Below are 24,481 nucleotides of genomic sequence, written 5' to 3' on the forward strand. Positions count from 1 at the left end.
ATAACTCATGACTATCAATAACGATCAGGTTTCCGATAACAGAACTCTTGACGCACACGTAACGCCGGGGCAAGACTCCCGTCCATCGGTCGGCATTGTCGAACACCTACCGGCAATACGCGCTAGAGTGTGACAGTGCCAAGGGCCGCCATCGCTCTCACCCCCGAGGGCGCGGAACCCCCGGAGGGACCCGGGGTTCGGCTTCCCCTGGACGAAGGACAAAGGAGTCGCGGGTGTCCAGCTCCGACATCTTCATCGGCGAGACCATCGGTACCGCCATACTCATCCTGCTCGGCGGCGGCGTGTGCGCCGCCGTCACGCTGAAGGCCAGCAAGGCCCGTAACGCCGGCTGGCTCGCCATCACCTTCGGGTGGGGTTTCGCCGTTCTGACGGCCGTCTACACCTCCGCGCCGCTCTCCGGCGCGCATCTCAACCCGGCCGTCACCCTGGCGCTCGCGCTCAAGAAGGACGGCATCGACTGGAGCGACGTCCCGATCTACTGGGGCGGGCAGCTGCTCGGCGCCATGATCGGCGCGTCCCTGGTGTGGATCGCCTACTACGGCCAGTTCCTGGCGCACCTCACCGACAAGGAGATCGTCGGCGAGCCGACGACCAAGTCGGTCGAGGCGCAGGAGAAGGGCGCGGGCCCCGTGCTCGGCATCTTCTCCACCGGCCCGGAGATCCGGGTGGCCTGGCAGAACGTCGCCACGGAGGTCATCGGCACGATCGTGCTGGTGCTCGCGGTCCTCACGCAGGGTCTCAACGACGGCGGCAAGGGCCTCGGCACGCTGGGCGCCCTGATCACCGCCCTCGTGGTGGTCTCGATCGGTCTGTCCCTCGGTGGCCCGACCGGCTACGCGATCAACCCGGCCCGTGACCTCGGTCCGCGTATCGTGCACGCCCTCCTGCCCCTGCCCAACAAGGGCGGCTCCGACTGGAGCTACGCCTGGGTTCCCGTGGTCGGCCCGCTCGTCGGCGGCGCCATCGCGGCGGGCATCTACAACGTCGCGTTCGCCTAGCAGCCGCGGGTTTCACCCGTACGAGGTACGGGTTCTCGAAACTCTCGGCGAACGCCGATCGTCAAGCCCCATAACCACGGAATCCCCCGGGAGCACACAGTGACCGACGCCCACACCACCGGCCCGTTCATCGCCGCCATCGACCAGGGCACCACCTCCAGCCGCTGCATCGTCTTCGACAAGGACGGCCGGATCGTCTCGGTCGACCAGAAGGAGCACGAGCAGATCTTCCCGAAGCCGGGCTGGGTCGAGCACGACGCGAACGAGATCTGGACGAACGTCCAGGAGGTCGTCGCCGGCGCCATCGCCAAGGCGGGCATCACGCGCGACGACATCAAGGCCATCGGCATCACCAACCAGCGTGAGACGACGCTGCTGTGGGACAAGAACACCGGCGAGCCCGTCCACAACGCGATCGTCTGGCAGGACACCCGCACCGACGCCCTCTGCAAGGAGCTCGGCCGCAACGTCGGCCAGGACCGCTTCCGCCGCGAGACCGGCCTCCCGCTGGCCTCCTACTTCGCCGGCCCCAAGGCCCGCTGGCTCCTCGACAACGTCGAGGGCCTGCGCGAGCGCGCCGAGGCGGGCGACATCCTGTTCGGCACGATGGACACCTGGGTCATCTGGAACCTGACGGGCGGTGTGAACGGCGGCAAGCACTACACCGACGTCACCAACGCCTCCCGCACGATGCTGATGAACCTGCACACCCTCGCGTGGGACGACAAGATCGCCGAATCCATCGGCGTGCCGCTCCAGATCCTCCCCGAGATCCGCTCCTCCGCCGAGGTCTACGGCGAGGTCACCGGCGGCCCCCTCGGCGAGCTGCTCGGCGGCATCCCGGTCGCCTCCGCGCTGGGCGACCAGCAGGCGGCCCTCTTCGGCCAGACCTGTTTCGCCGAGGGCGAGGCCAAGTCGACCTACGGCACCGGCACGTTCATGCTGATGAACACCGGCGAGAAGATCATCAACTCGTACTCCGGCCTGCTCACCACGGTCGGCTACCGCATCGGGAACGACGCCCCGGTCTACGCCCTGGAGGGCTCGATCGCGGTCACCGGCTCGCTGGTGCAGTGGATGCGCGACCAGATGGGCCTGATCTCCACCGCCGCCGAGATCGAGACGCTCGCCCTGTCCGTCGAGGACAACGGCGGCGCCTACTTCGTCCCGGCCTTCTCCGGCCTGTTCGCCCCGCACTGGCGCTCCGACGCCCGCGGTGTGATCGCCGGCCTCACCCGGTACGTCACCAAGGCGCACCTCGCGCGCGCCGTCCTGGAGGCCACGGCCTGGCAGACCCGTGAGATCACCGACGCCATGACGAAGGACTCCGGCGTCGAGCTCGCGGCCCTCAAGGTCGACGGCGGCATGACCTCCAACAACCTGCTGATGCAGACCCTCTCGGACTTCGTGGACGCCCCGGTGGTGCGCCCGATGGTCGCCGAGACGACCTGCCTCGGCGCCGCCTACGCCGCCGGCCTCGCCGTCGGCTTCTGGACCAGCACCGACGACCTGCGCGCCAACTGGCGCCGGGCCGCCGAGTGGACCCCCCGCATGGACGCGGAGACCCGCGACCGTGAGTACAAGACCTGGCTCAAGGCCGTCGAGCGGACCATGGGCTGGATCGAGGACGAGAGCTGAAGCGAACCCCCCGCGTCAAGCTCTGATGAGGAGTAAGAACCCGACATGACCAGTCAGCCCACCCTCCAGACCGTGCCTGCCCTGGGTACGCACCCGGCCTCCGCCTCCAACCCGAGCAGAGCCGAGACCCGGGAGCAGCTCGCCAAGGCGTCGTACGACCTCCTCGTGATCGGCGGCGGCATCCTGGGCATCTCCACCGCCTGGCACGCCGCGCAGTCCGGTCTGCGGGTGGCGCTGGTCGACGCCGGTGACTTCGCCGGCGCCACCTCCTCCGCCTCCTCCAAGCTGCTCCACGGCGGTCTGCGCTACTTGCAGACCGGCGCGGTGAAGCTGGTGGCGGAGAACCACTTCGAGCGGCGCGCGGTGTCCCGTCAGGTGGCCCCCCACCTGGCGAACCCGCTCACGTTCTACCTGCCCGTCTACAAGGGCGGCCCGCACGGCGCGGCGAAGCTCGGGGCGGGCGTGTTCGCCTACTCCGCGCTCTCCGCGTTCGGTGACGGCGTCGGCCACCTCCTGTCCCCCGCGAAGGCGGCGCAGGACGTGCCGGAGCTGCGCACCGAGAACCTGAAGGCCGTCGCGGTCTACGGCGACGACCAGATGAACGACGCGCGCATGGCCCTGATGACGGTCCGCGGGGCCGTCGAGGCCGGCGCGGCCGTCCTCAACCACGCCGAGGTCACCGGCCTGCGCTTCACCAACGGCCGGGTCACCGGCGCGGACCTCAAGGACCGGACGACGGGCGACGAGTTCGGGGTCAACGCCCGCCTCGTCCTGAACGCGACCGGCCCCTGGGTCGACCACCTGCGCAGGATGGAGGACCCGAACGCGGCCCCCTCCATCCGCCTCTCCAAGGGCGCGCACCTCGTCCTGAAGCGCACCTCCCCGTGGAAGGCCGCGCTCGCGACGCCGATCGACAAGTACCGGATCACGTTCGCGCTGCCCTGGGAGGACATGCTGCTCCTCGGGACGACGGACGAGGAGTACGAGGGCGATCCGGCGGACGTGTCGGTGACCGAGAAGGACACCGCGCAGATCCTCGACGAGGCCGCGTTCTCCGTCCGGGACCAGCAGCTCGCCCGGGAGAACATCACGTACGCGTTCGCCGGTCTGCGCGTCCTGCCCGGCGGTCCGGGTGACACGGCCAAGGCCAAGCGGGAGACCGTCGTCACCGAGGGCCGGGGCGGCATGCTGTCCGTCGCGGGCGGCAAGTGGACGACGTTCCGGCACATCGGCCGTACGGTCATGCAGAAGCTGGAGTCCCTGCCGGGTCACCCGCTGGGCGACGACTTCGAGCCGATCTCCTCGCTGCCGAAGAAGCTGCCCCTGCCCGGGGTCGCGAACCCCCGCGCGGTCGCCCACCGCCTCCTCGTCGACAACCCGGCCCCCGGCCCCCGGATGTCCGCCGACACGGCGAAGCACCTCGCGACCCACTACGGCTCCCTCGCCTTCGACATCGCCCGTCTGGCGAACGAGAACCCGGAGCTCGCGGAGCGCGTCCACCCCGACGCCCCCGAGATCTGGGCCCAGGTCGTCTACGCCCGCGACAACGAGTGGGCCGAGACCCAGGACGACGTCCTGCGCCGCCGGACCACCCTGACGATCCGTGGGCTCGCCACGGACGAGGTGCGGGCGAAGGTGCAGGACCTGCTCGACAAGAAGTAACGGACACCTCGAAAGGGGCGGCTCTCCCGAAGTCGGGGGGCCGCCCCTTTCGCGTACCCGGTTGTCAGTGCCGGGTGTTATCCCTGAGGCATGGAGATCGAGAAGGCGGACCCGGCGGAACTCGCGGCGCTGCGGGAGGCGTTCGGTGAGGGGGAGGGCGCGTCCCCGCTGGGGTGGGCGGGGGTGCGGGAGTTCGAGGAGCGGCATGGCGTGGTGCTGCCGGAGCCGTACCGCACGCTCGTCGCGGAGATCGCGGACGGCTCCTTCCAGGGGCCGCCGGAGTACGGGTGGGCGGGGCTGGCCGAGAGCGCCGGGGGGCAGCGGCCGGCCGAGCCCTTCCCGCTCACCGGGATGTGGGTGTGGGAGGACGACGGGGGGTACGAGGACCCCGGCGCCGTCATCGAGCGGGTCGCCCACGACGGTTCGCTGAATCTGGGGACGGACGGGTGCGGCATGGACTGGCACCTCGTCGTCACCGGCCCGCAGCGCGGGCGCGTCTGGCTCGTCACCGGTGAGGGCGCGATGCCGTACGGCGGGCCGGGGTTCGGGGACTGGGTGCGGCGGTGGGCCGCCGGTGAGGAGTGGTTCTCAGGCGAGTGAGGAGACGAGGCGGCGGACCGACTCCACATCGGTCAACTCCGCGCGCCGCACGATCAGTTCGCGGCCCAGCAGCAGTGCCCGGCGGGAAGCCGGGGCCGGGTCCGGGAGGGTCGTCAGGTCGGTGAGGTGGGCGAAGCCGATGATGCGGCGGACGATCTCCGTGCCGGCGTAGCCGACCGAGTCGGTCCAGACGCGGCGCAGGAAGCGGTCGAGGTAGGCGTCGTCGAAGAAGGTGTCGACCCTCGTCGGCCACAGGCGGCGGAACTCCGTCTCGAACGCCTCCCAGGAGAGGCGTACTTGGTCGGCGTGGTCGGTCGACGTGCCCAGGGCCCGCGCGCGTTCCTCCGAGACGAGGGCGTTGGCCCAGTACAGGCCGAGGTCGTAGCCGATGGGGCCGACGAAGGAGAACTCGGGGTCGAAGACGCGGACGACGTGGGCGCCGTCCCGCTCCCCCACCATGACGCTGCCCGTGTGGAGGTCGCCGTGCAGCAGTGCCTGGGCGCTGGTCATGAAGGTGTGCCGGAGGTCGGCGACCTCGGTGCGCAGCACGCTGTCCGAGCGGAACTCGGCGGCGAGGCCGGCCAGTTCGGGCAGCCAGTGGTTGTGCTCGTGCTCGATGTACGGCTCGGACAGCACGACGTCCTCGGTGATCTTGCACAGCTCCGGGCTCACCGAGGCCGCGACCAGCGCCTTGCGTTCGGCGGAGGGCATGCCGAAGTCGCTGGTGGTGAACGTCAGCTGGGCGACGAACTCGCCGATGCGGGCGGAGGTGTCCGGACCGTAGGAGGCGCCCTCGTTGAGGAGGGTGCGCAGGACCTCCAGGTCGGACATGTCCTCCATGACGAGGGCGTAGTTCTCGGGGTCGTAGCCGAGGATCGCGGGGATCTTGTCGGGGGCGACCTTCGCGACCTGCTCGTAGGCCCGTGCCTCCGCGTCCGCGCGGTCGGGGTTCATCGGCCAGGAGGGGCCCGCGACCCGCACCCAGGGCAGCGCCTGCTTGACCGCGAGGCTGTGGCCGCCGTCGGCGGAGGAAGCGAGGAAGACCCGGTTCATGTTGCCGTCGGAGACCTCGCGGACCTCCGGATCGGCCGCCTCGGCCCAGTGGCCGCGCTCCCGCAGGTACGCCGCGATGTCCTCGGTCTCCAGGATGCGGTAACCCATCAGAACTCCCTTATGCGGTACGGCGCTTGGACAAGGTGAAGCTGAAGACGAGGGCGAGGATCAGCACCGCGCCCTCGACGACGTCCTGCGTGTAGTACGGCAGGCCCTTGATGGTCAGCCCGGTGGTGATGATGCCGATCAGGACGGCGCCCAGCGCGGTCCCCCACACGTTGGGACGCCCCCGGCCGAGGACGGACGTACCGACGAGGGCGACGGCGACGGCCTCCAGGAGCTGCGAGGTGCCGGCGCTGACGTCGCCCTGCCCGATGCGGGAGGCGAGGATCAGCCCGCCGACGGAGGCGAGGACGCCGGAGATGACGTACGCGAGCGCGCGGTAGGCGCCGACGCGGATGCCGGCCAGCCGGGACGCCTCGGGGTTCGCGCCGATGGCGTACAGCACGCGCCCCCAGCGGGTGCGGGCGAGGAACACCCACGCGGCGACGGTGAGCCCGCCGAAGATCAGTACGGAGACGGGGATGCCGAACACGGTCCCCCGGTCGATCTTCAGGAACCCGGCGGTGAACTTCCCGGGCGCCGTCGACCCGTCGGACATGGTCATGCCGGAGGTGATCGACTGCCCGTCGACGAGGATCAGCTTGCTGCCCTGGATGACGAACATCGTGCCCAGGGTGGCGAGCATGTCGGGGATCTTGAGGACGACGATCAGCAGCGCGTTGAGGAGTCCGGCGAGGGCGCCCGCGATGAGGACGGCGACGATGGCGACCGCGCCGACCTGGTTGTGGACGACCATCGTCTGCGCGGCGACCGACACCCCGAGCCCGGCGACCGCGCCGACGGACATGTCCATCCCGCCGACGGCCATGGTGAGGGTGACGCCGAGGCCGAGGATCGCGGCGACCGACACGTAGCGCAGGGTGTCGAGGAGGGTCGCGGACTCGCGGAAGGAGCCCTCGCTCAGCGCGAAGTACAGGAACAGCGCGACCGTCACGAAGATGAACCCGTACTTGATGACGGCGTTCTGGACGCGGACGGCCGTGGGCGCGGTGGGCGGGGTCGCCGCCTTCGCCGGGGCCTCGGTGCTCTGGGTGGTGGTCATGGAGGGGGCTGCTTCCTTCGGCGAGGCGAGCGTCAGACGGACGCCGAGATGGTCTGGATGACGCGGTCGCGCTCCGCGTCCCGGCCGTACGCGTCGAGGTGGATCTCCCCGGCGGCGAGGACGACGACCCGGTCGGCGGTCTCCAGGATCTCGTCGACGTCGGCGGACAGGACGAGGACGGCGGCGCCCTCGGCGGCGAGCTGCCGGGCGCGGCGGCCGATGTCGCGGCGCGCCCCGATGTCCACGCCTCGGAACGGCTCGTCCAGGATGAGGACGCGGGGGGTCTCGGCGAGCCAGCGGCCGACGACGACCTTCTGCTGGTTGCCGCCGGACAGTTCCTCGACGGTGCTGTGCTCGTCGCGGGTGACGACGCCGAGGGCGGCGATGGTGTCCCGGCCGAGGGCGTCCTCCTTGGCGCTCTGGAGGAGGCCGAGGCGGGACAGGGACTTGAGGAACGGCAGCGACACGTTCTGGGCGACGGACCAGCCGGGGACGAGGGCGTCGGCGTGCCGGTCCTCGGGGACGAGGTGGACGCCGGCGCGGATCGCGTCGGCCGGGCGGCGGGGGGTGTACGGCTCGCCGTCCAGTTCGACCGTGCCGGCGGGGAAGGGTTCGGCGCCGAACAGGCCGCGGGCCAGCTCGGTCTTGCCGGCGCCCAACAGGCCGACGACGCCGGTGACTTCACCGGCGCGCAGGTCGAGGTCGAGGGGGTGCTGTCCCGGGAAGAGGCGGACTCCGCGCAGGGACAGGGCCACGTCGCCGGCGGCGCCCTCCCGCTGCGGGCGGGCCGTCGTCGCCTCCTGCTCCTGGGCGAGCATCGCGCGCAGGGCGGCGTCCCAGTCGAAGGGTTTCGCCTGGTCCTCGGTGAGACGGCCGTCTCGCAGGACGACCAGGCGGTCGGCGAGCGCGTCGATCTCGCCGAGGCGGTGGGAGACGTAGAGCACGGCGATGCCGTCCTCGCGCATCTTCTCGACCAGGGCGAAGAGGCGTTCGGCCTCGGCGGCGGAGAGCGCGGAGGTCGGTTCGTCGAGGATGAGGAGCCGGGGGCGGGTGGCGAGGGCGCGGGCCAGGATGAGCAACTGGCGGTCGGAGATGCCGAGTTCGGTGACGTCGCGCTTGAGGACGGCGTCGCTCCAGTCGAGGCCGAGGCCCGCCTGGATCTCGCGGGCGCGGGCGAGGGTGCGGCGGCCGTTGAGGAAGGGGTTGCCGCGCTGGGCGGCGAGTTCCTCGAAGACGAGGTTCTCGGCGACGGACAGGCCGGGGACGATGCCCTCGCCGATCCGCTGGTGCACGGTCTGGATGCCCAACTTGCGTGCGGCGGACGGGGACTGGAGGGCTACGGGCTCCCCCGCGACGCGCACCTCGCCGCCGTGTCCGGCGTGCACGCCGGACAGGATCTTGATCAGCGTGGACTTGCCGGCCCCGTTCGCCCCCAGCAGCGCGACGACGCTGCCGGGGGCGATGTCGAGGGAGACGGAGGCGAGGACGGTCTTGCCGCCGAACGCCATGCTGACGTCGGTGAGACCGACGGCCGGCGTCTCGGCAGAAGCTCCCTCGGTCGTCTCAGCCGTCTCAGTGGGCGACATTCGCGATCCAGTCCGCGGTCGACACCTGGGACAGGTTCAGCGCGGGCAGCGCCGTGCGCAGCTGGTCCATGTTGGCGATCTTCTTCTCGCGCAGGAAGTCCTGGGTGATGGCGACCGCCGGGAACTCGACGGTGGTCTTCCCGAGCTGGCCGGCCAGCTCCAGGGCCGTCGTCCGCACCACGGCCGCGCCGACCGCCGACGGGTCCGTGCCGGCGGTGGCGACCCACGGGCTGCCGGCGGCGGTCATCTGCTGGATGTCCGCGTTGGAGACGTCCGCGCCGAAGACCTTGACCTTGTCCTGGAGCTTCTTGTTCTGGACGGCGAGGACGGTGCCCTTGGCGAGCTCGTCGTAGGGCGCGAAGACGCCGGTGACGTCGGAGTTCTGGGTGAGCGCGGCGGAGACGAGGGGGACGTTGTCCGTGGCGGTGGAGTCGGTGACCTTGCCGACCTTGAACGCCTGCTTCCAGCCCTGCGCGGTGACCTCGGTCTTCCAGACGGAGTCCCGCTTGTCGAGGGCGGCGTACCCGGCGACGTTGACGTAGCCGACCTTGGCGTTCTTGCCGAGGGACGTGGCCATGACGTCCAGGACGGCCTGGGCCATGCTCGCGTCGTTCTGGCGGGTGGTGACGACGCCCTTCGTGGCGGTCTCGACGTCGTAGACGACGACCTTGATGCCCTTCTTGACGGCCTGGTCGATCTCCGGCTGGATCGTCGCCGGGAAGCCGTGGTCGATGATGATCGCCTTGGCGCCGGAGTTGATCGCGGAGGACAGGTCGGTGGCCTGCTTGGCGTTGTCGGCCTGCGCGTCGTACACCGTCAGGTCGATGCCCAGCGCCTTGGCCTGGGCCTTCGCGCCGTTGCCCCACTGCTCGAAGTAGTCGCCGGCGCCGCTCTGGCGGACCAGGGCGACCTTGACCGCGCCCGAGTCGAAGGGGGCGGGCTTCTTGCCGGTGGCGGCCTGGGCGGAGGCGGCCGAGTCGCCGCTCGTCTTGGTCGAGGCGTCCGAGGACTGGGAGCAGGCGCTCAGGGCGAGAGCCGAGACGGACACCAGCGAGAGCGCGGCGAGAGGCAGGCGGGTACGGGACATGAGGGGCTCCAGGTACAGGTGGTACGAGAGAAATGCGCCGTCGGGCGCGCGCCGAGGGGAGGCGGGGAGACGGAGCCGATGGCTCCGGGAACGGTCAGCGACAGCTGGCTGTGGTCGACCGGAGCAAGTCCACGTACAGCCGCCGCACGAGCAGCAGCGTCTTCATACACAGATCATGAGAACGGTTTCAGCCATACGTCAAAGGTGTAAAAGGGGATTCTCAAGGAATGAGACAACGACTACGTCACACCGGGTGATCGTCAAAGCTCGCGTTACCATCACCGAAGCGGCGCTTGCCCCTTTCCTCCCCGACCGACCGGCGCTCGTCTCGGTATCCGGACGGCGGCTTCCGGCCGGAAGACCCCGACAGACTCTGGAGCTGTTGTCATGACCCTCCTGACCACCTGGCCCGAGTCCGGTCCGGACACCCTGGTCCGCCGGACCTCCGACCCCGCCGAGATCGCGGAGGCCCTGAAGCCGCTGGGCGTGCGCTACGAGCAGTGGCCGATCCACGAGGACGTCCCGTTCGACGCGGACAGCGAGACGGTGTTCGCCGCGTACGGCCCGGAGATCGAGAAGCTGAACGCGGAGGAGGGCTTCACCACGGTCGACGTCCTCGGCCTGCACCCCAGCGACGACCCGGGGTTCCCGGCGAAGGCGAAGGCCGCCCGGGAGAAGTTCCTCCAGGAGCACACGCACGACGACGATGACGAGGTCCGTTTCTTCGTCTCCGGCTCCGGCATCTTCTATCTGCACGTGAACGGCGAGGTCCACGCGGTCTTCTGCGAGAAGGGCGACCTGCTGGGCGTCCCGCGCGGCACGACGCACTGGTTCGACATGGGCACGAACCCGTCGTTCACGGCGATCCGCTTCTTCCACGAGGAGGACGGCTGGATCGGCAGCTTCACCGGCTCGACGATCGCCGGGCGCTTCCCGGACTACGACACGATCGCCGCCGGGTACGTCGCGTGACGCTCCGCTACGCCGTGGACGCTGTGGTGCTCGACATCGAGGGCACCACGAGCGCCACGGGGTTCGTCGTGGACGTCCTGTACCCCTACTCGCGTGTCCGGTTCGCGGACCTGCTGTCCCAGCGGGCGGACGAGCCGGCGGTGGCGCGGGCGATCGCGCAGGTGCGGGAGCTGTCCGGGGAGCCGGACGCGGACGCCGCCGCGATCGAGAAGACCCTCAACGCCTGGCTGGACGAGGACCGCAAGGCGACCCCGCTGAAGACCCTCCAGGGCATCGTCTGGGCGGAGGGCTTCGCGCGGGGCGACCTCGTCTCGCACTTCTACGACGACGTCGTCCCCCGGCTGCGCGCCTGGCACGCGGCCGGAGTGCGGCTGTACGTCTACTCGTCGGGTTCGGTCGCCGCCCAGCGCGCCTGGTTCTCCGCGACGCCGGACGGCGATCTCCTGCCGCTGACGTCGGGTCTGTACGACACGGAGAACGCCGGGCCCAAGCAGGAGGCGGCGTCGTACCGCCGGATCGCCGAGGCGACGGGCGTCGAGCCGTCCCGTCTCCTCTTCCTCTCCGACCGGCCGGGCGAGCTGGACGCCGCCCGGGAGGCCGGCTGGCATGCCGTGGGCATCCGGCGGCCCGGGGAGCCGTACTTCGAGCAAGGCGTCGGGGACCACGCGCAGGCGGGGTCGTTCGACGAGATCACCGTTTCCGGGAGCATCGCATGACCGACGGCATCAGCGCGCAGGACCTTCACGAGGCGGGTGCCGTGCTCGCCGCCGAGTCCGCGCGGTTCGCCTCCTTCGGCTGGATGCGCGGGACCTCGGGCAACCTGTCGGTGGTGCTGTCCCGGGAGCCGCTCAGGCTCGCGGTGACGGCGAGCGGGCACGACAAGGGTGAGCTGACCCCCGCCGACGTGGTGCTGGTGGACGGGCAGGGGGCCGCAGTACAGGGCGGCAAGCCGTCCGCGGAGGCCGAACTGCACGCCCGGGTCGCCGCGTTGACCGGGGCCGGGGCGGTCGTCCATGTCCACACGGTCGCGTCGGTGACGATGGGTCACCGGCAGCCGGGCGGGATTCCGTTCCGGGACGTCGAGATGCTGAAGGGCGTGGGGCAGCCCGCGCACGGCGTCGAGGTCGTCCTGCCGGTCATCGCCAACAGCCAGGACATGAAGGAGCTGGGCGACCGGCTGGAGGAGGCGCGCAACCCCCTGATGCCGGCGGTGGTCGTGGCGGGGCACGGGCTGTACGTGTGGGGGGCCGATCCGCGCCAGGCCCGGCACCACACCGAAGTCGTGGAGTGGCTGCTGGAGTTGGAGCTGGCCCGGCGCTGAGGTCCGGGAAACGGAGAAAGGGAGGGAGCCGGGAAATCGGCTCCCTCCCTTTCTGATGTCCCGTCTACTTGAGGCGCTCGCCCGGCAGTTCGCCCGCCGAGACCTCCAACACCCCGCGCTCGGTGACCAGTCCGGTGACGAGACGGCCCGGCGTGACGTCGAAGGCCGGGTTGTGGCCGCGTGACCCGGCGGGCGCGGTGCGGACGCCGCCCCACTCCAGCACCTCGTCCTCGCCCCGGAGTTCGATGTGGATGTCGTCCCCGGTGGCCGTGGCGAGGTCGACGGTCGTGGTGGGGGCGGCGACCAGGAAGGGGATGCCGGCGTCGGCGCAGGCGAGGGCCACCCCGACCGTGCCGACCTTGTTCGCGGTGTCGCCGTTGGCCGCGATGCGGTCGGCGCCGACGATCGCTGCGTCGATCTCGCCGCGCAGGATGGTGCCGGCGGCGGCGCCGTCCGCCTGGACGTAGTGCGGGATGCCCTCCTGGACCAACTCCCAGGCGGTGAGCCGCGATCCCTGGAGCAGCGGGCGCGTCTCGTCGGCGTACACGACCTCCACCCGGCCCCGGGCGTGGAGTTCGCGGACGACGCCGAGGGCCGTGCCCCAGCCGGCGGTGGCGAGGGCGCCGGTGTTGCAGTGGGTGAGGATGCGCAGCGGGCGGTCGACGCCGGCCTTCTTGATCAGCCAGTCCGCGCCGTGGACGCCCATCGCGCGGTTCGCCTCGACGTCCTCGCGCTGGATCGCGGCGGCTTCTTCGAGGACCGCGTCGAGGCCCTCGGCGTACCGGGTCATGACGCGGTCGACGCAGACCATCAGGTTGACGGCGGTGGGGCGGGCCTCGCGGACGCGGGCGACGGCGTCGAGGACCTGGAGGTCGCTCCAGCCCTCGCGCTCCCCCTGGATGACGGCGAGGGCGACCCCGTAGCCGCCGGCCGCGCCGATCGCGGGGGCGCCGCGGACGACGAGGCGCTTGATCGCGTCGATCAGGGCGTCCACATCGCGGATGTCCACGGTCTCGGTGCGGTGCGGGAGCACGGTCTGGTCGATGAGGGCGAGGCCGGAGCCGGTCCAGTCGACGGCACGCAGTTCCTGGGACATAAGGGATCGCTCCTGGGGGTCCTGTGGTGTCCGACACCGTACATGACCTCGGAGAACCACAGTTCGAGACAGTCTGTCGGGTGGCTGAAACCGGGTGGTACAGTCCACCACCGATCCCACTGGCCGAGACGGAGGAGGAGCTGTGCCGCTGCTCACGAAGCGCCGTTTCCTCGATTTCGGCCGGTGCTGCGGCGACCGCTGTCGCGGTTGAACCCTTCCCCCACCGCTTCCCCCACACCCCTCGAACGACCCCTCCCCCAGCGCTCTCGCGGCCCGGCACCGTCGCCCCCGCGGAGCGCCGCTCGCCATACCCGGAAGGCCGCCCGCCATGCACCGTAGACCCCGCCGCACCCTCCAGCTCACGGCGCTCGCCGCCGGCACGGTCCTCCTCGCGACCGCGTGCAACGCCGCCGCGAAGAAGGACACCGGCACGGCCGCCTCCGGCTCCTCCGGGAAGTCGTTCACCCTGGTCACCCCGGACGCCGTGGGGCAGAACGAGTTCCTGAAGCTCGCGGTGACCGGCGTCGAGGCGGCGGCGAAGGAGCACAGCGGCTCCCAGAAGGTGTACCAGTCCACGGACACCGCGTCTCAGCAGCAGAACGTCCAGGCCGCCGTGGACGCCAAGCCGGACGTCATCGTCCTGGTCGGCTTCGAGTTCGCGGACATCGTCGCCCAGCAGGCGCAGAAGAACCCCGGCCAGCAGTTCCTGATCATCGACGCGTGCACGGCGAAGCCCTTCAAGAACGTGAGCTGCGCGGTCTTCCGCGAGCACGAGGGCGTCTACCTCGCGGGCGCCGAGGCGGGCCTGCTCTCCAAGTCCGGCAAGGTCGGCGCGGTCGACGTCCTCGACACCCCGCAGTTCCGCCGCTACAGCGACCCGTTCGCGGCGGGCGCGAAGAAGGTCGCCCCCAAGACGTCCACGGGCACCCGATTCGTCGGCGGGCAGTCCCCCTTCGACGACTCGGCGCGCGCGAAGGAGCAGGCCAACACGCTGCTCTCGCAGGGTTACGACCAGCTGATGGCGGCGGCTGCGGCTGGCAACTACGGCGTCTTCGAGGCGGCCAAGGCCAAGGGCGCGTTCGCGTACGGCGTCGACGTCAACCAGTGCCCCTCCTCGCCGGGCACGGTCGTCGACAACGTCATCAAGCGGACCGACATCGCCGTCCAGAAGGGCATCGACGCGGTGCTCGGCGGGAAGGCGGGCACGACGGTGTCGTACGGGCTGAAGGAGGGCGGCATCAGCCTGACCGGTCTGGAGACGGGCGTGGAGTCCTCGCAGTGCGTGATCGCGCAGCACCCGGACGTCCTGACGAAGGTGAAGGCGCTGCGCGACCAGATCGTCGCGGGGACGCTGACCGTCGATGACCCCGCCGCGGGCTGAGGCCGGGGGCGGCGGGGCCGCTGTCGAGCTGCTGGGGATCACGAAGCGGTTCCCCGGCACGCTCGCCAACGACTCCGTCGACCTCACCGTCTCACAGGGTGAGATCCATGCTCTGATGGGTGAGAACGGCGCGGGCAAGTCGACGCTCATGTCGATCCTGTACGGCATGCTGCGCCCGGACGCGGGGACGATCCGGGTCGACGGCCGCGAGGTGTCGTTCGCGAGCCCGTCCGACGCGATGGCCGCCGGGCTCGGCATGGTCCACCAGAGCTTCAAGCTGTTCGACTCGCTGACGGTCGCCGAGAACGTCGTGTACGCCGCCGAGCCGCGCCGGTTCGGGCTGGTGGACCGGGGCGCGGCCCGGCGGCGGGTGCGGGAGCTGGCCGAGGAGCACGGGCTCGCGGTCGAACCGGACGCGCGGGTCGGCGAGTTGCCGGTCGGGCTGCGGCAACGCGTCGAGATCCTCAAGCTGTTGCACCGGGGCGCGCGGACGCTGATCCTCGACGAGCCGACGGCCGTGCTGACGCCGGCCGAGGCGGACGCCCTGTTCGCCGTCCTCAAGTCCCTCGCCGCGCAGGGCCGTACGGTCGTCCTCGTCACGCACAAGCTCCGTGAGGTGCTGGAGGGGTCGGACCGGGTGACGGTGCTGCGGGACGGCCGGGTCGTGTCCCGGCTGGTCACCGCGGAGACGTCCGCCGAGGAGATCGCGGCGGCGATGACCGGGCGCGCGGTGGAGCTGGACCGGGTGCACGCGGCGGGGACGCCGGGTGAGCCGGTGCTCGACGTACGGGGGCTGTCGTCGCCGGGTGTCCACGATGTGGACCTCACGGTCCGCGCCGGTGAGATCGTCGGGGTCGCGGGGGTCGCCGGGAACGGGCAGAGCGAGTTGGTCGAGGCGTTGGCGGGGCTGCGGGCGGTGACCGGCGGGCGGGTGTCCGTCCAGGGCCGCGACCTCACGCACGCCTCGGCCGCCGAACGCCGCGCCCACGGCCTGGCGTACGTCCCCGAGGACCGGCACGCGGTCGGTACGGCGCCGGCGGCGAGCGTCGCCGAGAACCTGGCGATGGGCCACCACCGGACCTCGCTGTCCCGGCGCGGACTGCTGCCGCCGGGCGCGGTCCGCGAGCACGCGCGCGCACTGGTCGAGCGGTTCGGGGTGAAGACGGCGTCCGTCACGGCGCCGGCCTCCTCACTGTCCGGCGGCAACCTCCAGAAGCTCCTCATCGGGCGTGAACTCGCCCACGCCGCCCCCTTGTTGCTCGTCGAGCAGCCGACGCGGGGCGTCGACATCGGCGCCGTCCAGAACATCCACGACCAGCTGATCGCCTACCGCGACGCCGGGCACTCGGTGCTGCTGGTGTCGGCCGAGCTGAGCGAGATCAGGGGGCTCGCGGATCGGGTGCTGGTCATGTACGAGGGGCGGGTCGTGGGGGCGTACGAGAAGGAGGAGGCGGACGAGAGGGTGCTGGGCCTCGCGATGGCCGGCGGAAACGGCAGAGGTGAGGACGCATGACGTCATCCGATACGACCGTCACGCCTCGAAGCGTCGTGCTCCGCCTCACCGCGGCCCTCCGCTCCCCCGTCACCGCCTCCGTCCTCGCCGGCCTCCTCATCGGCGCCCTCTTCCTCCTCGGCACCGGCTCCGACCCCCTCACCGCCTACGACGCCGTCCTCACCGGCGCCCTCGGCGCGGACGGCATCGGCGCCACCCTCACCACCGGGACCAGCGTCCTCGGCCTCGCCCTCGCGCTGGCCGTCCCGCTGCGGGCCGGGCTGATCAACCTCGGCGGGGACGGTCAGATGGTGCTGGGCGGGATCACGGCGGCGACGACGGCCCTGTACTCCCCGCTCCCGGCCCCCCTCACCGTCGCCCTCGCCCTCCTCGCGGGGATGGCCGCCGGCGCCGGGTACGCGGTGCTCGCCGCGCTGTGCGAGAACCGGTTCGGTGTCCCCCTGCTGGTCAGCAGCCTGCTGCTGAGCTATCCGGCGGTGTCGCTGGCGTCGTACCTGGCCCGGTACCCGCTGAAGGAGCCGGGCTCCAGCCTGCCCCAGACGCGGGCGTTCCCGGGCGGGGTCGCCCTGCCCACCTTCGGCGGCTCGACGGTCACCGTCGGTCTCGTGCTCGTCGTCCTCGCGGCGGCGGCCTACTGGTTCACCGACCGGCGCACGGCGTTCGGGTACGAGATCCGGATGACCGGCCTCAACTCCCGTTTCTCCGCGTACGCGGGGGTCGGACGGGCGGGCCTGACGCTGAAGCTGATGTCGGTGTCGGGGGCGCTCGCCGGACTCGTCGGCGCCATCGGGGTGCTGAGCTTCCCGTACCGGTTCGTGGACGGCTCGCTGACCGCGCCCGGCTACACCTGGACGGGTCTGACGGCGGCGCTCCTCGCGGGGGCGGCTCCGGTGGGCACGCTGATCGCGTCGTTCTTCTTCGCGGTCCTCCAGGTCGGCGGGCTCGCGATGGAGCGGACGACGGAGGTGCCGCGCGAGCTGACGCAGGTGCTGCAAGCGATTGTGATCGTGTTCCTGGCGGCCCGGCTCCGGTTCCCGCAGCGGCTGTTCGCCCGACTCGTGCGACGAGAGAAGAAGGGGGCGGTCTGATGTTCTTCGACTCCGACCTCCTCATGTCGGCGCTGCGCGCGCTCACCCCGATCCTGCTCGCCGCGCTCGGCGGGGCGATCTGCGAGCGGGCCGGCGTGTTCAACATCGGCCTTGAGGGCATGATGCTGCTGGGCTGCTTCACGGCGGTCGCCACCAGCTGGTTCACCGGCAGCGCCTGGCTCGGTGTGCTCGCGGCGGCCCTCGCGGCGGCGGCGTACTCGCTGATCCTCGCGGTCGGCGCGATCACCCTGAAGGGCGACGCGGTGGTGCTCGGCATCGCCATGAACCTCCTGGCCGTCGGCCTGACGAGCTTCCTGCTGCGGACGGTCTTCGGCGTCCAGGGCACGTTCAGCGACCCCTCGCTCAACGGCCTTCCCCTGATCGGGGGGTTGAGCCCGCTGGCCTACCTCTCCTGGCTCGCGGTCGGCATCGCCGCGCTCCTGCTGTCCCGGCACGTGTGGGGCCTCAGGCTGCGCGGCGTCGGCGAATCCCCGGACGCCGCCGCGACCTTGGGTGTCAGTCCGGTGAAGTACCGGTACGGCGCCGTATTGTCGTCCGGTGTGCTGTGCGGACTCGCGGGTGCCCAACTCGCACTGGGCAACGTCACGTTGTTCACCGAGAACATGACGGCGGGCCGGGGCTGGATCGCGGTGGTCGCGGTGATGCTGGGCCGGGCCCTGCCGGTCGGCGTGCTGCTCGCGGCGCTGCTGTTCGGGCTCGCGGAGGCGGTCGGTTTCCGTCTCCAGGGCGTCGGGCTGCCCCAACAGGCCACCGACGCCGCGCCCTACGTCGTCACGCTCGGCGCCCTGTTCCTGTCGACGGCCCGCCGCCGTCGCCGTACCCCTTCCTCCTCCGGAGCCGTCTCATGACGCAGGACCTCCTGCCCATCACCCGAATTCCCCGTACCGGCCTGCCCGTTCACGCGGTCGTCGTCGGCGACCCGGCGCGCGCGGCGGCCGTGGCCGGGCTGCTCGACGGGGCGGTGGAGGTGTCGTATCACCGTGAGTACCGGGTGTTCAGCGGGAGTTGGAAGGGTCTGCCGGTCGTCGTCGCCTCGCACGGGGTGGGCGCGCCGGGCGCGAACCTGCTGTTCCAGGAGCTGGCGGACGCGGGCGTGGGCACGATCCTTCGGTTCGGTACGGCGGGGGCGATGAAGCCGGGGATCGCGGACGGCGACCTGGTGATCGCCGAGGCGGCGGTCCGGGACGACGGTGTCACGCAGCAGCTCCTGCCGCCGGAGTACCCGGCGTTCGCGGCCCCCGAGGCGGTCCTCGCCCTCCAGCGCGCCGCCCGTGCGACCGGCGCCCCGCACCACCGGGGTGTCGTCTGGACCCGTGCCGCGTTCCAGCCGGGCCACCTCCCCCTCTTCGGGTACCCGGGCGTGGGTCTGGCCGCGATCGAGATGGAGCTGTCCGCGCTGCTGGTCACGGCGTCGCTGCGGGGTCTCACGGCGGGCGGCGTCCTCGTGGTGGACGGCGCGAACGCCGACGAGCTGGTCGACGACGAGGGCGCGAGCGTCTACGACCCGCACCGGGACGTCGTCGCCGAGGGCGTCGAACGGGGCGCCGTGGTCTCGCTGGAGGCGCTGCGGCTGCTCGCGGAGGGCGCGCTGTGAGCGTCGATCTGCTGGTGTCCGGGGGTGACGTCCTGACGATGGACGACGCCGGAACGGTCGTACGCGCAGGGGCGGTCGCGGTCGACGGCGGGGAGATCGTCGCCGTCGGGCCCGCCGAGGAACTCGAACGGCGGTACGAGGCGCGGGAGTCGATCGACGCCGCCGGGTGTCTCGTCCTGCCGGGGTTCGTGAACACGCACACCCATCTCGCGATGACGCTGCTGCGCGGCCGGGCCGACGACGTGACGCTCCAGGGCTTCCTGGAGCGGGTGTTGAAGTGGGAGGCCGAACTGCTGACGCCGGAGAACGTGGCGGCGGCGGTGCGGCTGGCGGCGGCCGAGTCGATCCGGGCCGGGGTGACCTCGGCGCTGGACATGTACTGGTTCCACGAGGCGGCCGGCCTGGCGGCGCGCGAGGCGGGCTGGCGGCTGCTGACCGGGCCGACGTTCATGGACGTCCCCGAGCCGCCGGACAGGCGGGACTTCACGGCCCGAACCGCCTGGGCCCGCAAGGACCTTGAGCACTGCGACGGCCTCCGCCCGGTCGTCTTCGCGCACTCGGCGTACACCCTCTCGCCCGAGCAGCTCACTGAAGTGTTCGCGCTGGCGCGGGAGTTCGGGGCGCTGGTGCACATCCACGCGGCGGAGAACGCGACCGAGGTCGCGACCGTCGAGGTCAAGTACGGGAAACGGCCGGTGGAGTTGCTGGACTCGCTCGGGCTGCTCGGCCCGGACGTGCTGCTGGCGCACGCCGTGGACCTGACCGGTCCGGAGATCGCGGCGCTGGCCCGCTCGGGCACGTCGGTCGCGCACTGTCCGGTGTCGAACCTGAAGCTGGGCTGCGGGATCGCGCCGGTGCCGAGGCTGCTGAGCGCCGGGGTGACCGTCGGGCTGGGCACGGACGGCGCGGTCAGCTCGAACACGCTGGACATGCTGGGCGCGGTGCGGCAGGCGGCGCTGGTGCACAAGGCGGGCGGCGATCCGACGGCGGTGGGTGCCGAGGAGGCCGTCCGGATGGCGACCGTCGAGGGGGCGCGGGCGCTGGGGCTCGGGGAGCGGCTGGGGTCGCTGGAGGCGGGCAAGCGGGCGGATCTGGCCGTCGTGGAGCTGTCCGGTCCGCATCTGCGCCCGCTGCACGACCCGTGGTCGACGCTGGCGTACGCGGCGCGCGCCGACGACGTGCGGGACACCGTCGTGGACGGGAAGGTGCTGATGCGGGGGCGGGTGCTCACCACGCTGGACGAACGCGCGGTGATCGCGGATCTGGAGACGCTGATCGGCTGAGCCCCATAATGACCCGAGACATCCGATGTCTTTCGCTTGTCCTTCGCCGTCTCGGGTGTCCGGACCACGCATGAACTGGGAGGCCGTCATGGCAGTCACCGACGAGGCCATCGAGAAGATCAAGGGAATGATCGTCTCGGGTGCGCTGCGCCCCGGGGACCGGCTGCCCAAGGAGAGCGAACTCGCCGCCGAACTGGGCCTGTCGAGGAACTCCCTGCGGGAGGCGGTGCGGGCGCTGTCGCTGATCCGCATCCTGGACGTGCGCCAGGGCGACGGCACGTACGTCACGAGCCTGGACCCCCAGCTGCTGCTGGAGGCGGTGAGTTTCGTCGTCGACTTCCATCGCGACGACACCGTCCTGGAGTTCCTCGCGGTGCGCCGGATTCTGGAGCCGGCGGCGACGGCGATGGCGGCGCTGCGGATCAGCGAGCAGCAGCTGGACGCGCTCTCGGCGCAGCTGGACCGGCTGGGGGCGGGTCCCTCGGTGGAGGAGCTGGTGGCGTGCGATCTGGAGTTCCACCGGGGGATCGTGCAGAGCGCCGGGAACTCGGTGCTGTGTTCGCTGCTCGACGGGTTGTCCGGGCCGACGACGCGGGCCCGGATCTGGCGGGGGCTGACGCAGGAGGACGCGGTGGCGCGGACGCTGCACGAGCACCGGGCGATCCTGGCGGCGCTGCGGGACCGGGACGCGGAGGCGGCGCGGTCGTGGGCGACGGTCCACATCGCGAGTGTGGAGCAGTGGCTGCGGGCGAGTCTCTGAAACCGGTTTCTGTGCGTTTCTCCTCAGGGGTGTTCGAGGGCGCCGGACGGGGCAGTGATCCGGTCACTCCCCCGTGGAAGGGGGCTGCGGGCGCCCTTGCCGCACGCCGTAAGGTTGGGTGGTCAGGCGAGGGCACGTCGGAAGGAGGCGCTGGGTGATCGAGCTGGAGGGGGTTCCCGAGCTGATCGACCCAGTCATGGTGGCCGCGTTCGAAGGCTGGAACGATGCCGGCGACGCCGCCTCCACCGCCGTCATGCATCTGGAGCGGGAGTGGAAGGGCGAGGTGTTCGCGGCGCTGGACGCCGAGGACTACTACGACTTCCAGGTGAACCGCCCCACGGTGTTCATGGACGGCGGCGTGCGGAAGATCACCTGGCCGACGACGCGGTTGTCGGTCGTGCGGGTCGGCGGCGAGAAGCCGCGTGACCTGGTGCTGGTGCGCGGCATCGAGCCGTCGATGCGCTGGCGTTCTTTCTGCAACGAGTTGCTGGGCTTCGCGCACGAACTGGGTGTGGAGCTGGTGGTGATCCTGGGCGCGCTGCTCGGTGACACCCCGCACACACGTCCGGTGCCGATCAGCGGGACGACGTCCGATCCGGATCTGGCCCGCCGGATGGACCTGGAGGAGACCAAGTACGAGGGGCCGACGGGCATCGTCGGCGTCCTTCAGGAGGCGTGCACGCACGCGGGCGTCCCGGCGGTGTCGCTGTGGGCGGCCGTCCCGCACTACGTGTCGCAGCCGCCGAACCCGAAGGCGACGCTGGCCCTGCTGAACCGCCTCGAAGACCTCATCGACGTCAGCATCCCGCTCGGCGAGCTGGCCGAGGACGCGCGGGCCTGGCAGGTCGGGGTGGACCAGCTCGCGGCGGAGGACAGCGAGGTCGCCGAGTACGTCCAGACCCTGGAGGAGGCCCGCGACACGGCGGAGCTGCCGGAGGCGTCCGGCGAGGCGATCGCCCGCGAGTTCGAGCGCTATCTGCGCCGCCGCGACCCGAGCGACCCGGGCGAGAAGACCCGCCCGCCGAGGCCGCCGAAGGCGGGCGGCGGGGACGACGACGATTCGTCGGAGGACTGAGCGGCAGGGGCACTGATCAGGTGCCCCTGCCCTTTCTCTACGCGGCCACCGCGACGACCGCGTACGCCGTCTGGGGCGTCGGCGGCGTCGTGAACCGCGCGTTCGGCAGGTACAGCCGCCCCTTGTACGCGGCGGCCGTCGTCGGCACGTCGAAGTCCGCGTCGGTGATCCGCCGCAGGAACACCCCGCTGCGGCCGTCGGCGGCCAGCCGGAACACGTCGATCGCGTTCTGCCGGTTCTGGACGACGTACAGCGTCCGCCCGTCGCGCAGCAGCCCGTCGCCGTTGGTGAGCGGCGCCGCGTCCCCGAGGTCGACCAGCGTGGTCACGCCGGTGCGCGGGTCGACCCGGTGCAGCGCGCCGACCCCGGACTGCACGACGAGCAGCGCCGCCCCGTCGGGCGTCCGCGTGATCCCGTTCCCGTTGACGACCTCACCGGGCACCTGCGCCCAGGCGCCGCTGAGGGGGACGCGTACGACGTCGTCGGCGGCCGGGAGCGCGCCGTCGCGGCCGAGGGGCAGGGCGTACAGGGCGGGCTGGAAGGAGTCGGTGAACCAGGCGGTGCGCGGCGTGAGGAACACGTCGTTGGCGAAGGTGGGGGCCTCGGTGGTGAGCCGGTAGGAGGCGAGGATCTCGCCGCTGCGGGCGTCGACGACGCGGGCGCCCTCGCCGCGTCCGGCGACGAACAGGCGGCCCCGGTCGTCGAGTTTGAGGCCGACGGAGGGGGTGCCGGGGCCGGTGGAGAAGATCTCGCCCTCGCCGGTGCGCAGGTCGGCGCGGTAGAGGGAGCCGTCGCCCAGGGAGCCGAGGTAGGCGTAGGGGGCGCGGCCGATGGCGATGCCCTCGGGGCGGAAGCCGTCCGGGAGGGGGATGAGGTCGGGCCAGGGGGCGTGGGGGCCGGCGTGGGCCTGCGTCGTGCCGAGAGCGGCGGCGCCGAGGGCCGCCGCGCCGGCGGTGAGCATCCGGCGGCGGGAGAAGGGGTGTGCGAAGGAACCGTGTGTGGGTGCCACGGAGCGTCCTTCCGCGTACGGGGACCGGCAGTTGGCCGATCCGGCGGTCAACTGACACCCCACCCCATCACAACTGCCGCGCGGGACACAGGGGTTGACAGGGCATCGACAGCTTGCGGGGCGCGGGCGACGGGGCAGTCGAAGCGGAGAGGGGCGGTCACCCGTACCGGTGACACGTGCCGGTACGGGGAACCGCCCCTGTCCGCCTCTGCGTTGCCCTTACAGGGCAACGCCAAGGAGCGCGTCCACCGCGCGGGAGACGACGCCGGGGGCGCCGGTGTCGGTGCCGCCCAGTTCCTGCTGGCGGGAGGCCCAGCGGTCGACGGCGTCGAGGGCCGCCGGTGCGTCGAGGTCGTGCGCGAGGGCGTCGCGGATCTCCTCGACGAGGGTCTCGGCCTCGGGGCCGTCGGGCCGCGAGACGGCGGCCCGCCAGCGGGCGAGGCGGGCCTCGGCGTCGGCGAGGACCTGGTCGGTCCACTCCCAGTCGGCGCGGTAGTGGTGGGAGAGGAGCGCGAGCCGGATCGCGGCCGGGTCGACGCCGTCGCGCCGGAGCTGCGAGACGAAGACGAGGTTGCCGCGGGACTTGGACATCTTCTCGCCGTCCAGGCCGACCATGCCGGCGTGGACGTACGCCTTGGCCATGGGGAACTCGCCGGTCAGCGCGTGCGCGTGGGAGGCGCCCATCTCGTGGTGCGGGAAGGCGAGGTCGGAGCCACCGCCCTGGACGTCGAAGCCCATGCCGAGGTGGTCCAGGGCGATGGCGACGCACTCGATGTGCCAGCCGGGCCGGCCGCGGCCGAGGGAGGCGCCGTCCCAGCTGGGCTCGCCCTCGCGGGCGGCCATCCACAGCATCGGGTCGAGGGGGTTCTTCTTGCCCGGCCGGTCGGGGTCGCCGCCGCGCTCGGCGGACAGCAGGCGCATCGCGGCGGCGTCCAGGTTGGACACCTTCCCGAAGTGCGGGTCGGCCTCGACGGAGAAGTAGATGTCCCCTTCGAGTTCGTACGCCGCCCCGGAGTCCCGCAGCCGTTCGACGAGCGGCACGATCCCGGGTATCGCCTCGACGGCGCCGATGTAGTGCTGCGGGGGCAGCATCCGCAGAGCGGTCATGTCCTCGCGGAAGAGGGTGGTCTCCTTCTCGGCGAGCGCGACCCAGTCCACGCCGTCGCGCTCCGCGCGCTCCAGCAGCGGGTCGTCGACGTCGGTGACGTTCTGGACGTAGTGAACCTGCCGCTTGGTGTCGAGCCACACGCGCTGAACGAGGTCGAACGCGTTGTAGGTCGCCGCGTGTCCCATGTGCGTGGCGTCGTACGGCGTGATGCCACACACGTAGATACGGGCGACGGGACCGGGGTCGAGGGTGACGAGATCACCGGTCGAGGTGTCGTGAATCCTCAGGTCGCGGCCCTGACCAGGCAGGGCGGGGACCTCGGAAGCGGGCCAGGCATGCATGTCATGAGCGTAACCGGACCGTAGTTCGGTATACGAACCGGAGCGCGCTAGATGGCCGACAAGGCGGTCTTGTGCGGATCGGGTGGATGTGCAGGGGCGTGGGTTCGGG

22 protein-coding genes are annotated in these 24,481 nt (G+C 71.6%); 15 read left to right on the top strand and 7 right to left on the bottom strand.

All coding sequences use genetic code 11. From position 1 onward, the window contains the following. Window positions 1-233: 233 nt before the first annotated feature. From ABZX85_RS23855 to ABZX85_RS23870, 4 genes are all read left to right on the top strand, one after another. The gene (locus ABZX85_RS23855; RefSeq protein WP_355872030.1) at window positions 234-1,019 is read left to right on the top strand and encodes an MIP/aquaporin family protein; all 786 of its coding nucleotides are present in this window, start codon (window positions 234-236) and stop codon (window positions 1,017-1,019) included. A gap of 99 nt (window positions 1,020-1,118) precedes the next feature. Beyond that, entirely contained in the window at window positions 1,119-2,657 is a 1,539-nt protein-coding gene (gene glpK, locus ABZX85_RS23860; RefSeq protein WP_355872033.1) for a glycerol kinase GlpK, read from the top strand. Window positions 2,658-2,702: 45 nt separating this feature from the next. After that, the gene (locus ABZX85_RS23865; RefSeq protein WP_355872035.1) at window positions 2,703-4,319 is read left to right on the top strand and encodes a glycerol-3-phosphate dehydrogenase/oxidase; all 1,617 of its coding nucleotides are present in this window, start codon (window positions 2,703-2,705) and stop codon (window positions 4,317-4,319) included. Between the two features lie 90 nt (window positions 4,320-4,409). Further along, on the top strand, window positions 4,410-4,919 hold the full coding sequence (locus ABZX85_RS23870; RefSeq protein ID WP_355872038.1) for an SMI1/KNR4 family protein: 510 nt from the start codon (window positions 4,410-4,412) through the stop codon (window positions 4,917-4,919). Here the strand turns inward: ABZX85_RS23870 and mtnK are convergent. From mtnK to ABZX85_RS23890, 4 genes are read right to left on the bottom strand one after another with little or no spacing between them, the layout of a single operon-like run. After that, on the bottom strand, window positions 4,908-6,080 hold the full coding sequence (gene mtnK, locus ABZX85_RS23875) for an S-methyl-5-thioribose kinase (RefSeq protein ID WP_355872041.1): 1,173 nt from the start codon (window positions 6,078-6,080) through the stop codon (window positions 4,908-4,910). The two genes, ABZX85_RS23870 and mtnK, sit on opposite strands and share 12 nt — an antisense overlap. Window positions 6,081-6,090: 10 nt before the next feature. Beyond that, on the bottom strand, window positions 6,091-7,137 hold the full coding sequence (locus ABZX85_RS23880; protein ID WP_355872044.1) for an ABC transporter permease: 1,047 nt from the start codon (window positions 7,135-7,137) through the stop codon (window positions 6,091-6,093). Window positions 7,138-7,169: 32 nt separating this feature from the next. Then, window positions 7,170-8,723: a sugar ABC transporter ATP-binding protein gene (locus tag ABZX85_RS23885; protein ID WP_355872047.1), complete on the bottom strand. Its 1,554-nt coding sequence runs from the start codon at window positions 8,721-8,723 to the stop codon at window positions 7,170-7,172. Beyond that, a complete protein-coding gene (locus ABZX85_RS23890; RefSeq protein ID WP_355872050.1) occupies window positions 8,710-9,810 on the bottom strand; it encodes a substrate-binding domain-containing protein in 1,101 nt (366 codons plus the stop codon). The genes ABZX85_RS23885 and ABZX85_RS23890 overlap by 14 nt, the downstream gene beginning before the upstream one ends. A 387-nt stretch (window positions 9,811-10,197) precedes the next feature. On the opposite strand from ABZX85_RS23890, the gene ABZX85_RS23895 reads away from it, so the two are divergent. The 3 genes from ABZX85_RS23895 to mtnB are packed head-to-tail and all read left to right on the top strand — an operon-like array spanning window position 10,198 to window position 12,103. Further along, window positions 10,198-10,782, top strand: coding sequence for a cupin (locus ABZX85_RS23895; RefSeq protein WP_355872053.1), 585 nt, complete (start codon window positions 10,198-10,200; stop codon window positions 10,780-10,782). Further along, on the top strand, window positions 10,779-11,498 hold the full coding sequence (gene mtnC / locus ABZX85_RS23900; protein ID WP_355872055.1) for an acireductone synthase: 720 nt from the start codon (window positions 10,779-10,781) through the stop codon (window positions 11,496-11,498). Before ABZX85_RS23895 ends, mtnC begins: the two co-directional genes overlap by 4 nt. Beyond that, on the top strand, window positions 11,495-12,103 hold the full coding sequence (gene mtnB / locus ABZX85_RS23905) for a methylthioribulose 1-phosphate dehydratase (protein ID WP_355872057.1): 609 nt from the start codon (window positions 11,495-11,497) through the stop codon (window positions 12,101-12,103). Before mtnC ends, mtnB begins: the two co-directional genes overlap by 4 nt. Before the next feature lie 64 nt (window positions 12,104-12,167). On the opposite strand, the gene mtnA is transcribed toward mtnB, so the two are convergent. After that, window positions 12,168-13,199, bottom strand: coding sequence for an S-methyl-5-thioribose-1-phosphate isomerase (gene mtnA / locus ABZX85_RS23910; protein WP_355872060.1), 1,032 nt, complete (start codon window positions 13,197-13,199; stop codon window positions 12,168-12,170). Between the two features lie 328 nt (window positions 13,200-13,527). Between mtnA and ABZX85_RS23915 the strand changes: the two genes are divergently transcribed. The 8 genes from ABZX85_RS23915 (at window position 13,528) to ABZX85_RS23950 (ending at window position 21,914) form a co-directional block, all read left to right on the top strand. Further along, window positions 13,528-14,580 (top strand): BMP family ABC transporter substrate-binding protein, encoded by a 1,053-nt coding sequence (locus tag ABZX85_RS23915; protein ID WP_355872062.1) that lies wholly within the window; start codon window positions 13,528-13,530, stop codon window positions 14,578-14,580. Further along, window positions 14,561-16,093 (top strand): ABC transporter ATP-binding protein, encoded by a 1,533-nt coding sequence (locus ABZX85_RS23920; RefSeq protein ID WP_355872064.1) that lies wholly within the window; start codon window positions 14,561-14,563, stop codon window positions 16,091-16,093. Before ABZX85_RS23915 ends, ABZX85_RS23920 begins: the two co-directional genes overlap by 20 nt. Next, entirely contained in the window at window positions 16,090-17,181 is a 1,092-nt protein-coding gene (locus ABZX85_RS23925; RefSeq protein WP_355872066.1) for an ABC transporter permease, read from the top strand. The genes ABZX85_RS23920 and ABZX85_RS23925 overlap by 4 nt, the downstream gene beginning before the upstream one ends. Further along, complete coding sequence (locus ABZX85_RS23930) at window positions 17,181-18,050, top strand: ABC transporter permease (protein WP_355872069.1); 870 nt, start codon at window positions 17,181-17,183, stop codon at window positions 18,048-18,050. Before ABZX85_RS23925 ends, ABZX85_RS23930 begins: the two co-directional genes overlap by 1 nt. Then, window positions 18,047-18,796, top strand: a complete 750-nt coding sequence (locus tag ABZX85_RS23935; RefSeq protein WP_355872071.1) for a nucleoside phosphorylase — start codon at window positions 18,047-18,049, stop codon at window positions 18,794-18,796. The genes ABZX85_RS23930 and ABZX85_RS23935 overlap by 4 nt, the downstream gene beginning before the upstream one ends. Next, window positions 18,793-20,079, top strand: coding sequence for an amidohydrolase (locus tag ABZX85_RS23940; RefSeq protein ID WP_355872073.1), 1,287 nt, complete (start codon window positions 18,793-18,795; stop codon window positions 20,077-20,079). The genes ABZX85_RS23935 and ABZX85_RS23940 overlap by 4 nt, the downstream gene beginning before the upstream one ends. A gap of 88 nt (window positions 20,080-20,167) precedes the next feature. Then, window positions 20,168-20,839, top strand: a complete 672-nt coding sequence (locus ABZX85_RS23945) for a FadR/GntR family transcriptional regulator (RefSeq protein WP_355872076.1) — start codon at window positions 20,168-20,170, stop codon at window positions 20,837-20,839. Between the two features lie 154 nt (window positions 20,840-20,993). After that, the gene (locus ABZX85_RS23950) at window positions 20,994-21,914 is read left to right on the top strand and encodes a PAC2 family protein (RefSeq protein WP_355872077.1); all 921 of its coding nucleotides are present in this window, start codon (window positions 20,994-20,996) and stop codon (window positions 21,912-21,914) included. 37 nt (window positions 21,915-21,951) lie between these two features. On the opposite strand, the gene ABZX85_RS23955 is transcribed toward ABZX85_RS23950, so the two are convergent. Then, window positions 21,952-22,923 (bottom strand): superoxide dismutase, encoded by a 972-nt coding sequence (locus ABZX85_RS23955; RefSeq protein WP_355872080.1) that lies wholly within the window; start codon window positions 22,921-22,923, stop codon window positions 21,952-21,954. A 219-nt stretch (window positions 22,924-23,142) separates the two neighbouring features. Continuing rightward, the gene (gene mshC / locus ABZX85_RS23960; RefSeq protein ID WP_355872083.1) at window positions 23,143-24,372 is read right to left on the bottom strand and encodes a cysteine--1-D-myo-inosityl 2-amino-2-deoxy-alpha-D-glucopyranoside ligase; all 1,230 of its coding nucleotides are present in this window, start codon (window positions 24,370-24,372) and stop codon (window positions 23,143-23,145) included. Window positions 24,373-24,481: the final 109 nt, after the last annotated feature.

Source organism: Streptomyces sp. NPDC004539, assembly GCF_040610055.1.
Lineage (GTDB): Bacteria > Actinomycetota > Actinomycetes > Streptomycetales > Streptomycetaceae > Streptomyces.

Coding starts and splice junctions, on each gene's coding strand:
- ABZX85_RS23865 (WP_355872035.1), top strand. CDS start 2,703: ATGACCAGTCAGCCCACCCTCCAGACCGTGCCTGCCCTGGGTACGCAC.
- ABZX85_RS23870 (WP_355872038.1), top strand. CDS start 4,410: ATGGAGATCGAGAAGGCGGACCCGGCGGAACTCGCGGCGCTGCGGGAG.
- mtnK (WP_355872041.1), bottom strand. CDS start 6,080: ATGGGTTACCGCATCCTGGAGACCGAGGACATCGCGGCGTACCTGCGG.
- ABZX85_RS23880 (WP_355872044.1), bottom strand. CDS start 7,137: ATGACCACCACCCAGAGCACCGAGGCCCCGGCGAAGGCGGCGACCCCG.
- ABZX85_RS23885 (WP_355872047.1), bottom strand. CDS start 8,723: ATGTCGCCCACTGAGACGGCTGAGACGACCGAGGGAGCTTCTGCCGAG.
- ABZX85_RS23890 (WP_355872050.1), bottom strand. CDS start 9,810: ATGTCCCGTACCCGCCTGCCTCTCGCCGCGCTCTCGCTGGTGTCCGTC.
- ABZX85_RS23895 (WP_355872053.1), top strand. CDS start 10,198: ATGACCCTCCTGACCACCTGGCCCGAGTCCGGTCCGGACACCCTGGTC.
- mtnB (WP_355872057.1), top strand. CDS start 11,495: ATGACCGACGGCATCAGCGCGCAGGACCTTCACGAGGCGGGTGCCGTG.
- mtnA (WP_355872060.1), bottom strand. CDS start 13,199: ATGTCCCAGGAACTGCGTGCCGTCGACTGGACCGGCTCCGGCCTCGCC.
- ABZX85_RS23915 (WP_355872062.1), top strand. CDS start 13,528: ATGCACCGTAGACCCCGCCGCACCCTCCAGCTCACGGCGCTCGCCGCC.
- ABZX85_RS23920 (WP_355872064.1), top strand. CDS start 14,561: ATGACCCCGCCGCGGGCTGAGGCCGGGGGCGGCGGGGCCGCTGTCGAG.
- ABZX85_RS23925 (WP_355872066.1), top strand. CDS start 16,090: ATGACGTCATCCGATACGACCGTCACGCCTCGAAGCGTCGTGCTCCGC.
- ABZX85_RS23930 (WP_355872069.1), top strand. CDS start 17,181: ATGTTCTTCGACTCCGACCTCCTCATGTCGGCGCTGCGCGCGCTCACC.
- ABZX85_RS23935 (WP_355872071.1), top strand. CDS start 18,047: ATGACGCAGGACCTCCTGCCCATCACCCGAATTCCCCGTACCGGCCTG.
- ABZX85_RS23945 (WP_355872076.1), top strand. CDS start 20,168: ATGGCAGTCACCGACGAGGCCATCGAGAAGATCAAGGGAATGATCGTC.
- mshC (WP_355872083.1), bottom strand. CDS start 24,372: ATGCATGCCTGGCCCGCTTCCGAGGTCCCCGCCCTGCCTGGTCAGGGC.